11 protein-coding genes are annotated in these 11,456 nt (G+C 66.4%); 9 read left to right on the top strand and 2 right to left on the bottom strand.

Going from position 1 to position 11,456, the window contains the following annotated elements; translation table 11 throughout:
* The first annotated feature begins 254 nt into the window (after window positions 1–254).
* The 7 genes from NA4_RS08755 (at window position 255) to NA4_RS08720 (ending at window position 7,945) form a co-directional block, all read left to right on the top strand.
* Complete coding sequence (locus tag NA4_RS08755) at window positions 255–773, top strand: acetyl-CoA carboxylase biotin carboxyl carrier protein (protein ID WP_067466760.1); 519 nt, start codon at window positions 255–257, stop codon at window positions 771–773.
* Window positions 770–2,146, top strand: a complete 1,377-nt coding sequence (locus tag NA4_RS08750) for an acetyl-CoA carboxylase biotin carboxylase subunit (RefSeq protein ID WP_245671200.1) — start codon at window positions 770–772, stop codon at window positions 2,144–2,146. Before NA4_RS08755 ends, NA4_RS08750 begins: the two co-directional genes overlap by 4 nt.
* 316 nt (window positions 2,147–2,462) lie before the next feature.
* Window positions 2,463–2,654, top strand: coding sequence for a hypothetical protein (locus NA4_RS08745; protein ID WP_067466757.1), 192 nt, complete (start codon window positions 2,463–2,465; stop codon window positions 2,652–2,654).
* 230 nt (window positions 2,655–2,884) lie between these two features.
* Window positions 2,885–3,937: an ABC transporter transmembrane domain-containing protein gene (locus NA4_RS42080; protein WP_218022269.1), complete on the top strand. Its 1,053-nt coding sequence runs from the start codon at window positions 2,885–2,887 to the stop codon at window positions 3,935–3,937.
* On the top strand, window positions 3,934–4,665 hold the full coding sequence (locus NA4_RS42075) for an ABC transporter ATP-binding protein (RefSeq protein WP_218022268.1): 732 nt from the start codon (window positions 3,934–3,936) through the stop codon (window positions 4,663–4,665). Before NA4_RS42080 ends, NA4_RS42075 begins: the two co-directional genes overlap by 4 nt.
* A gap of 689 nt (window positions 4,666–5,354) precedes the next feature.
* The gene (locus tag NA4_RS08725; protein ID WP_169811000.1) at window positions 5,355–6,212 is read left to right on the top strand and encodes a hypothetical protein; all 858 of its coding nucleotides are present in this window, start codon (window positions 5,355–5,357) and stop codon (window positions 6,210–6,212) included.
* Between the two features lie 593 nt (window positions 6,213–6,805).
* Complete coding sequence (locus tag NA4_RS08720) at window positions 6,806–7,945, top strand: fatty acid desaturase family protein (RefSeq protein ID WP_084496916.1); 1,140 nt, start codon at window positions 6,806–6,808, stop codon at window positions 7,943–7,945.
* A 315-nt stretch (window positions 7,946–8,260) separates the two neighbouring features.
* On the opposite strand, the gene NA4_RS08710 is transcribed toward NA4_RS08720, so the two are convergent.
* A complete protein-coding gene (locus NA4_RS08710) occupies window positions 8,261–8,905 on the bottom strand; it encodes a TetR/AcrR family transcriptional regulator (protein ID WP_067466742.1) in 645 nt (214 codons plus the stop codon).
* An 81-nt stretch (window positions 8,906–8,986) separates the two neighbouring features.
* Here NA4_RS08710 and NA4_RS08705 point away from each other — a divergent pair, with 81 nt between their 5' ends.
* Together NA4_RS08705 and NA4_RS08700 are read left to right on the top strand one after the other, a co-directional pair.
* On the top strand, window positions 8,987–9,625 hold the full coding sequence (locus tag NA4_RS08705; protein ID WP_067466739.1) for a maleylpyruvate isomerase family mycothiol-dependent enzyme: 639 nt from the start codon (window positions 8,987–8,989) through the stop codon (window positions 9,623–9,625).
* On the top strand, window positions 9,618–9,911 hold the full coding sequence (locus tag NA4_RS08700; RefSeq protein WP_067466813.1) for a DUF1905 domain-containing protein: 294 nt from the start codon (window positions 9,618–9,620) through the stop codon (window positions 9,909–9,911). The genes NA4_RS08705 and NA4_RS08700 overlap by 8 nt, the downstream gene beginning before the upstream one ends.
* Window positions 9,912–10,075: 164 nt before the next feature.
* Here the strand turns inward: NA4_RS08700 and NA4_RS08695 are convergent, their stop codons facing one another.
* A complete protein-coding gene (locus NA4_RS08695) occupies window positions 10,076–11,431 on the bottom strand; it encodes a helix-turn-helix domain-containing protein (protein WP_169810999.1) in 1,356 nt (451 codons plus the stop codon).
* Window positions 11,432–11,456: the final 25 nt, after the last annotated feature.

Genomic DNA, 11,456 nt, shown 5'->3' with positions numbered 1-11,456 from the left:
ACCGCCGCAGTGCGGCATGCGCTGCGCCAGGCGGTCGCCGAGCTGGGCGCGCTACCCCGCTCGGAGCTGCTCGACCGCCGCCACCACCGTTTCCGCGCTTTCGGACTGTCCACCAACAACCAGGTCTCTCGATGATCGTGTCACCCCCAGCGCTGATCGGGGCGTGTGCCTCGAGGCTGCTGGCGCGGTTGTCACGTAAGCGATCAGCAACCCAGGGCGCCCAGCCTGAACACCGACAAACTTATGGAGAAGTGATGACCGAGTCCGTGACCACCGAGCCGGTCGGCCGCGCGCTGAACCCGGTCGACGCCGACCACGCGCTGGCCGTGCTGTCGCGTCACGCGCTGTCCGTGCGAGCCGAGACCGCGCCGACCTCCGTCACCGTCGCCAACGGTCCGCTGGTGTTGCGGATCAGCTGGGACGGGCAGGTCGCGGCGAGCGCCCCCACCGTTGCGCCCGTTCCCCGGGCGTCGGCCGCGACTACCTCGGTCGATGAGCCGGAGATCATCGAAAACGGTTCGGACACTGATACTTTCACCGTGAACGCGGAGACCGTGGGCGTGTTCTATCGCGCACCCGAGCCAGGGGCCGCCCCGTTCGTCACCGAGGGCGACCCGGTACGGGCCGGTCAGCAGGTCGGCATCGTCGAGGCGATGAAGCTGATGATCCCGGTGACCGCGACCAGGGAGGGGCGGGTCGCGGAATTCCTGGTGGACAACGGCGAGGCGGTTGAGCACGGCGCGCCGCTGATGGTGCTCGAGGTGGTGCGGTGACCGTGCGCCCGATCCGCAAGGTGCTCGTCGCCAATCGCGGCGAGATCGCCGTGCGGGTCATCCGGACCTGCGCGGAACTCGGGATCGCCACCGTGGCGGTGTATTCCGCGGCCGACGCCGATTCGGCCGCCGTCCGGCTCGCCGATCAGGCGTTCCGGATCGGTCCCGGCCCCGCGAAGCGCAGTTACTCCTACATTCCCGCCGTGATCGAGGCCGCGCGGGCCACCGGCGCCGACGCGATCCACCCTGGATACGGATTTCTGTCCGAAGACCCGGATTTCGCGGAAGTCTGCGAGTCGGAGGGATTCGTGTTCGTCGGCACGCCCGCCGCGATCATGGCCGATCTCGGCGACAAGTCCACGGCGCGGTCGCTGATGGCGGCGGCCGGGCTGCCGTTGTTGCCCGGCAGCCGCGATCCGCTCGATACGGTGGACGAGGCGCATGCCCTCGCCGACGACATCGGCTATCCGGTGATCATCAAGGCGGTGGCAGGCGGTGGCGGCCGCGGCATGCGCGTCGTGCGGGACTCCGCCGACTTCGCCGCCGCCTGGCAGGAGACCCGAGCGAATGCCACCGCGGTGTTCGGTGACGGCAGGCTCTACGTCGAGCGTTACCTCGACTCGGCCCGGCACATCGAAGTGCAGATCCTGGCCGATCGGCACGGAACGGTGCGGCACCTCGGCGTCCGGGACTGCTCCTTGCAGCGGCGACACCAGAAGCTCGTGGAGGAAGCCCCTGCCCCCGGGCTCTCCGGCGAATTGGTCGCCCGGATCGGCGCGGCCGCCGTGCGCGGCGCGGAAGCCGTCGGCTACGTCGGGGCCGCAACCTTCGAATTCCTCCTGGACCAGCAGGGACGCTTCTACTTCATGGAGGTCAACTGCCGCCTGCAAGTGGAGCATCCGGTCACCGAGATGGTCACCGGCATCGACTTGGTCGCCGAACAGCTGCGCATCGCCTCCGGTCTCCCGCTTGCGCTGCCTGCCGACGCCGCCACCCCACGCGGCGTGTCCATCGAGTGCCGCATCAACGCCGAGGATCCGGAACGCGAATTCGCCCCCGCCCCGGGAACGCTCACCGAATGCGTGCTGCCGGGCGGACCGTTCGTCCGGATCGACACCCACGTCCGTCCGGGATATGCTATTCCGCCGCACTATGATTCGCTGCTCGCCAAGATCATCGTCTGGGCCCCGGACCGTCCCGCCGCGATCGCACGGATGCGCCGCGCTTTGGCCGAAACCAGGATCAGCGGCCGCGGCATCGCCACCACGACCGACTTCCTCCACGACATCCTCGACCACCCCCGCTTCCGCGCCGCGGACCACGACACCGCCCTCATCAGCACCCTCACCACGGTGTCCCGCGTCGCTTCATGAAAGCCGCCGCCATCGGACGCGGTTGACGGCCCGCGTCCGATGGCGGCGCACCCCCGGCCCCTGTGCTGTCGGTGGTCCGATGCTGTCGACCCGCTCGGAGTTCGCGTCCGCCGTGCGGCGAAGCTCGCGATGGCGAGGACACGCAGCGGCACGTCGAGCGGATGGGACGGTCGTCGCTGCGTTCTCGAATGCGGGGTGAACGGGGCGCGTGCCGGTGGCTTTGTAACGGGCTTTGTAACGGGCGGAGCCCGGCGCTCGATTCAGCCACCAAGGTCATATTTGTGGCCGAAACCAACTCAAAGAGAACAGGTTTGAGATGATCCGAGTCAATCGCCACGTCGTCGCGGGGGCCCTGCTAGCCGGTGCGGTGCTGATGTCCGTCGCTCCCGCGCAGGCCGAGGCCCCGGTCGAGCCCCAGGCGATCGGCAACAGCGAGATTTCCAGCGGTTCGGCCGATCTGAACCGCTTCTTCTGCGGCACGATCTGGCGTCCGGTCTGCCCCTTCTGATCTCCTCGCGGAGAACGACGAAACCCACGGCGGCATCTCGCGCCGTGGGTTTCGATCTACAACCACCTCGTCAGCTTCGCCGTCACCAAGGCACTTCCAGGCCTCGACTGGCCCTGAGAGTTACGAGAGCGGACCCAGCTCGCGGTCGGCGGATATTCGCTGGCGGTAGCCCGCCTGGACGCGGGATCATTGCTCTGCATCGCTCGTTGATTCGAGACGAGAGGGGGAGCATGAGTTCACGCGCAACGGCGGTCAAGCTGGTGCTGCGTTTTTATGGCCGGGAAATGGCCGCCCGCAAGGCCACGACGATTCCGGCGCTGCTGGGGCCGGCCCTCGGCAATATCTGCAACCTGTACATCGCACCGCTGATCGTCGCCATGGTGGTCGGCCGCGTCGCGGTGACCGGAGATACGAGCTTCCGGGCGCTGGCTTCGTATATCTTCGCCTTCGGTGGCGCCCTGCTACTCGCGGAACTGCTGTGGCGCATCGGGATTCACTGTCTGAACCGAGTCGACGCCTACGGTATCGAGCACCTGTACGTGATCGCAATGGACGAGCTGCTCGCCAAGGACGCGGCGTTCTTCCACAACAACTTCGCCGGTTCGCTGACGAAGCGCTCGCTCAGCTTCGCGGCTCGGTTCGAACAGTTCGTGGACACCCTCGCCTTCGAGATCCTGGCGGCACTGGTGCCGCTGGTGTTCGCCTCGGTTGTGTTGTGGCGCTACAACCCCGTGCTGGTCGTCGTGCTGATGGGAATGCTCGTGCTGACCGCGCTGGTCATCATGCCCTTGATCCAGCGCCGCCAGAAGCTCGTCGACGACCGGGAGGCCGCCATTGCGCAAGTTTCCGGGCATGTGGCCGACAGCCTGGCCAATATGCAGGTGGTGCGCGCCTTCGCTGCCGAACCGCAGGAGGCGGCCGAGCATCGGCGGCGGGTGGCCTCGTCGCGGCGAAAGTCGTTGCGCTCCTGGGATTACGCGAATCTGCGGATAGATACGCTGGTGGCGCCGCTGTTGGTGCTCACCAACGTGATCGGCCTGCTGATCGCGCTGGGCCTCAGCGGCGGGAATGCGGGGGTGGAGGCCATTGTGGTGGCATTCACCTACTACTTCAACGCCACCGGGATCATGTTCCGGTTCAATCAGATCTACCGGCGGTTGGAGACCGTGCTCACCGAGGCGGCGCAGTTCACCGAATTGCTGCTCGACGGCCGAAGGTGCTCGATATCGAACATCCGGAACCACTGCGGCCCAATGGCTTCGATGTGCGGTTCGACAGAGTGAACTTTACGCACGTTGGTGCGCGGCAGCTGTTCCACGGATTGGATCTGCACGTGCCCAGCGGCGCCAGGGTGGGCCTGGTCGGCCGATCCGGTGGTGGCAAGACCACCATCACCCAACTGCTGCTGCGGTTGATGGATATCCAATCCGGAACGGTACGCATCGGCGGGCAGGACATCGCCCGGCTGCGGCAGGCGGATCTGCGCAGTCTGGTCGCCTATGTGCCACAGGATCCGGCCATGTTTCACCGGACCCTGAGCGAGAACATCCGGTTCGCGCGCCCGGACGCCACGGACGAGGAGATCCTGCGGGCCGCCAAGGCCGCGCACGTCACCGAGTTCGCGGACGCGCTGCCGCAGGGTATGGAAACGCTCATCGGCGAGCGCGGCGTGAAACTGTCCGGCGGCCAGCGCCAGCGGGTCGCGCTGGCCCGGGCCATGCTGCGGGACGCGCCCATCCTGCTTCTGGACGAAGCGACCAGCGCTCTCGACTCGGAAAGCGAATTGCTTGTGCAGCAAACGCTCTGGGAGTTGATGGAAGGGCGTACGGCGTTGGTCGTCGCGCACCGGCTGAGCACTGTGGCCGGGATGGACCGGCTGGTGGTGCTCGACCACGGGCGAATCATCGAGGAGGGGACACACGAGGAACTGCTCTGCGCGCAAGGAACATACGCGCAGCTGTGGCGGCACCAGTCGGGTGGATTCCTCGGCGAGGACGCGGTCGCCCGTTGATCGGAGTTTATTGGTTCAGTCGGATCTCGTCGAGTCACCTTGCCGGGCAACCGACAGTGGCCTCACGCCGGTCGAGTCAGCAGTCGAGTAAGTTGCTTCGCCTGCGACGTTCTCAGTCGCACGTCCACCCGTTCCGCCTCCCCCGGACTGGTCACCGCCGGGTCGTAGGTGAAGCACACTCGGTTCGGCCGGTCGAAGCGAAACTCGATTGCCGCCCATAGCGGATGCGTCATCGGCACATCGATGTGTTTGAACCGGCCCGCCCACACCATCACCCGTCCGCCGACAGTGTAGTTCCCCGCTCATGGCCAATTGACGAATCCAGCAACTTCCTGGCGATGATTGGCTTGCTGAAGCACGGAAGGCGCGCACCCGTAGTCGGAGCACGCCCACAGCGAGGTTGTCCGGTGTTTGTCGCGCGACCAGCGGCATTTCCGGACGTTCGCGCCCATCACGTAGGGCTCGGTCCAGCCGGACCAGGTGAGCTGGTCGAGGAAGCCGGCGGCCGGGCCACCGAGCCAATCGGCCTTCCGCGTCAATCCCTGAAAAGATATGGCAGACAACAGAGTAACGAGCAGGCCGTCATTTGACGACTATCCGGTCAGGAAAGGATCTAGCTCGTGCGAGCAGCTGGTTATGGCCATGCTGTGCACGATACGCACTGGATCGGCAAGGGAAAGAGACATGCTATGAGAGTGGTTCCGATGGCGGCTGCCGTGGCGTTGGCCGTCGGCCTTGTCGCCAGCTGTGGTCACAGCGACAAAGCGCCCGGGCCGACCCAGGCTGCTGAGCCGGCGTCGGCGACCACGGCCGCGTCGGCGCCCGGTCAGTCATCGACACAGTCGACCGGCGTGCCATCGACGCCGGTGATGCCCGCAGGCACACCGAAGACGGCGGAGATCACGACACCACACGATGGAGGGAACAGCTCCAAACCAGCCCCGCCGCCCGCGAATCCGCCGCAGGGCACCGGCACCGTGGTGATACGCACCCACACCCTCAACGGCGCCCCAGTGCCGAACGTGCCGGTCGAACTGAGCCTGCGGCAGCCGTGCGACCCTGCGATCAAAGACATTCCAACCCCCTCCGCCGAGGCGCTGCGCCGCGACGCGGTCACCGACGCGAACGGAACGGCCACCTTCACCGTGCCGGTCGGCTGCTACTACTTCGGCATGGGCACCCCGCCGCCCGGTACGACGCCGGTCCCGGAAGGACTGCACACCCTGTTCCTGGTCCACGCCGGACAAACCGTCACCGGCAAGTTCCGCTTCCAGGATCCCGAACCGTCCGAGCCGTGTGCAGTCCAAACGGTTTTGCGCGAACTCGACATACGTTTCGACCATCTCCGCAGCGCGAAGGCCACAGTCAGTCAATGTGACGGCGAGTGGGCACACATCGTCTGGGACTCGCCCGGCGACAGCGCGCGCATCATCCGCCGCACCGCCGGCGGCTGGACCAACTATGTCTTCTTCCCCCACGACATCTGCTGGGGCCCAGCCGCCGCGGACGGCGTCCCCGTCCGCTTCAAGGAATACTTCACCTGCTGACGGCATGGGACCAGGTCACCACCGCGCGCTGACCGTGGCATTCAGACTCGTACCGGACGGAAGTCCGGATCGTCTCGCACCTCCACCCACTCGAAGTGGGAACCACCCCAGTCCACACCCTGCCAGGCCCATGCAGGTCATCGACCACAACGGGAACGCATGCACATCGGCATAAGCTCAGCGCTTCTGAGCACGCGTGAAGCTCGCACGCTACCAGCGAGGGTTGTGAACACCATTCTGGAAGCCTTCATCATCATCGTCGTGCTGCTCGCAGCGCCGACCGTTATCGTCGCGACGGGGGGTTCCGCCGGGAAACAGGATGGGGTTCGAGCAGTTGTCCCATGGCGACGCGCCGGGCGTTCAGCGGAATCCTGGCGCACCGGCCGAGGCTGGCGCAGCGCAATGGTCACTCAGATGTACCGTCCGTCGGTACGTCAGTTAGCCTGGCGGTGTTCTCATCGCGACATTCTGTTGTCGAGGTAAGCGAGTCTCCATGTGTTGACTTCCAATAGCCTGCTGTGCTGGGCAAGGCCGTGGAGCGTAACGGTTCGAGCCCCGAGACCAACAACGACGACAGGATGCATAGGCAGCCCATGGCAATCGAAAGTAGTACCGGCTGGGTGGTGCCGAAATCCGCCGCGACAACGACCGCGCTCCTAGCCTTGGAGCACATCGATCCAGGCGCACCGGGAAGGGGGGAACACGGACCGGCGCGTGGCAGCGAGTACGCGGTCTTGTTGCGTCGGGTGCGGCAGGCGGGGCTGCTGGATCGGCGGCTGCGGTATTACGTCTGGAAGAGCGCGGTCACCGCGGTGGCGTTCGCTGCCGGGTGGGCGGCGTTCTTCTTCGTCGGCGACTCGTGGTGGCAACTGGGCGTCGCCGCATTCTTGGCGGTGGTGTTCGCCCAGATCGCGTTTCTCGGTCATGATGCCGGGCACAGGCAGATCTTCGGCAGCCGGCGGGCCAACTACCTGTTCGGTGTGATCGCGGGCAATCTCGGTATCGGGCTGAGCATCGGTTGGTGGGTCAGTAACCACAACCGGCACCACGCTCACCCCAACACCGAAGGTGCGGACCCCGACGTGATGGGAGTGCTGGCCCATTCCGGCGATCGAGCACGGGCGGGCCAGGGTTGGCGGCGGCTGATCTTCCGCTACCAAGCCTGGCTGTTCTTTCCGATGCTGTTCCTCGAGGCGGGCAGTCTGCACTACGCGAGTGTTCGGGCGGTGCTGCGCTGGGCGATACCCAACCGCATCTGGGAGGCCGTTCTGCTCGCCGCGCACGCCGCCGGGTATCTCGCCGCGGTATTCCTGGTCCTGTCGCCGGGCAAAGCGGTGGCCTTCATCGTCGTGCAGCAGGGCCTGTTCGGGTTCTACATGGGCTGCACCTTCGCCCCCAACCACAAGGGGATGGAAGTACTGGCCGAAGGCGAATCGACAGACTTCCTCCGCCGTCAAGTGCTCACGTCTCGCAATGTCCGCGGCGGTTGGCTCGTCGACGCGGCCCTGGGCGGTCTGAATTACCAGATCGAGCACCACCTGTTCCCGTCCATGCCGCGGGCCAACTTGCGCCGAGCCCAGCCGATGGTCGAAGCGTTCTGCCTCGAGATCCAGGTGCCCTACCGCCAGACGAGCCTGCTGGACTCCTACCGCCAAGCGCTGAGCCACCTCCACACCGTCGGCGAATACGCGCGACCACTACCTCCTGCGGTAGCCGACAGTCGAGCCAACTGAGTTTCATCCCGCTGCCCCCCATGCCCGGTACGGCCGTGACATTGCGGCCCATCGCACCTGGCGGTCGTCGGCCCGCAGCGACGAAATCCGGGCTCTCAGCTGTTCGGCTGCCGCGGGTTTGTCCGGCACCGGCCGGATATAGACCGGTAGGTGTCCATACCGGGGTCGCGCCTCGCGCGGTCGGCCAGTGCCAGCGCTATCTCCTCGGATTCCGACTGGCGCAGGTCCCGAACCTCGAACGCGGCGCGCACGAAATGCTCACGGTCGTATCCGAACACACTTCGTCCCTGTCGTTCGAGCCAGTCGCGGCGGATGTCAGCGGCGACCGATCCGGTACCGCCCCAGGAACAGGTCGACGCCGTCAGTGATGAGCCGGTCGGCGAAATCCTGGGGAAGGCCGGCGCCCATCGAGCCGACGATCAGATGGGGGTAAATGGTCAGGCCGAAGAACTGGATCACGGCCACATCGATGTCAGCGATTTCCAGCTGGCCGCGGTCGCACAGATCGCCGAATACTTCGCCCAAAGCGGCGCCGGAGCGGGTCGGCCCACTTTCCCGGTAGGCCCGGCCGAGTTGGGGGAAACGGCGCAGCTCACCGGTCACGAGGTTGCGCAGCGCCAGCCTTGACGGGTCGGTGGCCGCCGCGACCAGGGCGCGGGCGGTGTGGAGCAGGGCCTCGCGCACGTCCTCGATGTCGGCGAGACGAGCTCGTACCTCGGCCATCGTCTCGTGTGCCCCGCCCATCGCCTGGCCGATGACCTCGGTGAACAGCTCCTCCTTGCTGCCGAAGTGGTTGTACACGGTCACCTTGGACACCCCAGCCGTGGCGGCGATCATGTCCATGCCGGCGTCGAACCCCTCACGAATGAACATCTCCCGCGCAGCCGTCAGGATCGCCCGCCGGCTGTGTTCGGCTCGCTTCCCCGATGGCGCGGACGACCTGCCGCTGTCTCTGCCCACGCCGGCATCCTATCGAGACTGAACTCTTGAGTACAGTTGCCCTTTCCTGTACTGTACGGTTCAGTTGAATGAGGGGTAGATGTGAACGAGATCTGGGCCGTGGTCCACGCCGAACGCGACGCGCTGATCAGAGACTTGGAGAGCGTCCCCGCTGAGCGGTGGGCCATACCGTCGCTGTGCCCCGGCTGGGACGTTCATGACGTCGTGGCCCATCTCGCTGACGACGCCAAGACCACCCGGCTCAACTTCCTGCTGCGTTTCGCCGCCGCCCGCTTCGACTTCGACCGCTACAACAACGCGGGGGTCGCCCGGGAACGTGCCGGCGAACCAAGGCTCACGCTCGCCTCGTTCCGTGCGGCAAGTCGCAGGACCACCAGCGCCCCGGCGCCGAAGACCACCCGGCTGGTCGAGGTTTTCGTGCACGGCGAAGACATTCGGCGCCCACTCGGGCTGACGCGGAGCTATCCGGCGGCACACGTCGCCGTCGCTCTGCGGTATCAACTCGGCACCAGCGGGAAGCATGGCGGAGGCAAGGAACGGGCACAGGGGTTGCGGTTGGTGGCGACCGACGCGGACATCGACCTCGGCCAGGGACCGCAGACGCGGGGCACCGCCCTGGCGCTGCTGCTAGCGGTATCCGGGCGGCCCACCGGCGCGGCCGAGTTGACCGGCCCAGGCGCCCGGACGCTGACCCGAGATGGAGGAATTCGCCATGGCTGAGACCGTTAGGACAGTGCTCGACATCGACACCACGTTCACCGCCGCGATCGTTCCCGATTCCAACAGCGGTTGGCCCTGTGTGCGAATGCCCGGCTCGGCGGAGTTCTTCGGTACTGGGAGGGCGGTCAAGGTGGCGGGAACCGTCGACGGCCACGCCTATGAGGCGACGTTGTTACCGGTGGGCGGCGGAACGCACATGCTGCCGCTTCGCGCGCCGTTCCGGAAGATCATCGGCAAGGACCTCGGCGACGAGGTGACGGTGCGCTTGACGCGCCGACTCTCCTGAGCGGAACGATCGTAGACCTGAACTGGCGCGGTGGGACCCTGGACGAAACCAGCGTCGTTCAGGCCCGTGAACCCTCCGTCCACGGCGATGGACGCGCCCGTGAATGTTGTGTCCCCACCCGGCCGCATGAAGAGCATCAGTGCCGGGCAGACCACTATCCGTGTTCACAGGGCAGCTGGTGCGACCGTGCGGATCTCCTCGCGCATTTCGGCTACGGCGGGGTTGCGGTCGTAGCGGGCAGCGAGGGCGTCCAGATCGCGCAGGCGTGTGCGGCAGCGTTGCGACGACACCGAGCCGAGGGTGGTGATCGCCTCGCGGGCATGGGCCGCCGCAGCATCGTAGTCACCGGCCTGCAGGCATGCGGCGGCCAATGTCGGCAGCTGGCTGGCCCGGCTGTGGGCGTGCTCGGGCGGGTGGCCGTTGACGGCGGTGGTCAACGGGTCAATGGCGGCGGGGGCGACGGCGGTGTCAGTCAGCGATAGCAGGTAGTACGAATGGCCTTCCTGCGCACTGATTTCCGATGGAGTAATGTACGACGCCCAAGGCGGGGTGTTGTCGGCATTGACCGTACTGTAGTGCTCTTGTGCGGTGCCGATGGCTCGACGCATATGTTCGGACTCGCCAATTGCCGCCCAGTATAAGGCAGTTCTCGCGGACATGAAGCCCGCCGTGATCGTGCTGACCGGATGCTTTCTCGTACTGGCCGTCGTCGCCGCGAGGTGGGCAAGCGACAGCGCTTCCTTGGGTCGGCGATCGTTGCGATGCTGGGGGTTCAGTGGCCGCCACAGGTGCTCGGACTGGTGAGCCATGTCGAGGAGGATGCTCACCGCCAGATCAGTACTGCGCGGATCATCCTGCCCTCTGTAGGTGAGATCGAGCGCGTAAGCCCACAGCCGACGAGCTGACTCGTGATCCTCGGCACCGTCGTAGAAAAGCCAGGCCGCGGTCGCCGCCAAGTCGGCAGCGGCGATCCAATAGCGGGTACGCACGTTTGGACTGCAGTCGGCGCTCTCCAGGGCGCGTGCCTGGTGCACCTGTGCGAGTGCCGCCGTCCGGCACAGTCCTCCGCCGTAGGCAAGGTCCCAGCGTCGAAACCCCTCACTGATGGCTTCGATCGCATCAATGTCGGCCGCGCCGATGTGAGTGCGAGTGACCGGTGCACATTCGCCCGGCAGCTCGTTGCCCAGCCGGGCCAGTTCCGGATACAGACCGGAGCCGAGCGTCGCGGCGGTAGCAAGGACCAGGAAGTCTCGTCGCTCCACCCAACTCACCTCCTTTACCCTAAGGCTACCGGCATCCGTGCACGGAAAGCCCAGGCTCTGCGCCGGAATCCCCAGCCGCGCCGCCACTCGTGCCACGACTTTGACGTGCCCGATGCGCCGCTCGCCGCGCTCGACCGCTGATACTCGGGGCTGGCTCAGGTCGAGCAGGGCGCCGAGCTGAGTTTGGCTCAACCCCGTGTGTTCGCGCAGCGCAAGGAACACAGCGCCGAAGTCGTAGGCCGCCAACGCATCCCGCACCAGCGGCTGTTCATAGAACTCTGGC

The organism is Nocardia amamiensis NBRC 102102, assembly GCF_001612745.1.
Lineage (GTDB): Bacteria > Actinomycetota > Actinomycetes > Mycobacteriales > Mycobacteriaceae > Nocardia > Nocardia amamiensis.
Note: the sequence above shows the minus strand (reverse complement) of the source record. Positions and strands in the feature narration are given on the sequence as shown.

Coding starts and splice junctions, on each gene's coding strand:
- NA4_RS08720 (WP_084496916.1), top strand. CDS start 6,806: ATGGCAATCGAAAGTAGTACCGGCTGGGTGGTGCCGAAATCCGCCGCG.
- NA4_RS08755 (WP_067466760.1), top strand. CDS start 255: ATGACCGAGTCCGTGACCACCGAGCCGGTCGGCCGCGCGCTGAACCCG.
- NA4_RS42080 (WP_218022269.1), top strand. CDS start 2,885: ATGAGTTCACGCGCAACGGCGGTCAAGCTGGTGCTGCGTTTTTATGGC.
- NA4_RS08725 (WP_169811000.1), top strand. CDS start 5,355: ATGAGAGTGGTTCCGATGGCGGCTGCCGTGGCGTTGGCCGTCGGCCTT.
- NA4_RS08745 (WP_067466757.1), top strand. CDS start 2,463: ATGATCCGAGTCAATCGCCACGTCGTCGCGGGGGCCCTGCTAGCCGGT.
- NA4_RS08700 (WP_067466813.1), top strand. CDS start 9,618: ATGGCTGAGACCGTTAGGACAGTGCTCGACATCGACACCACGTTCACC.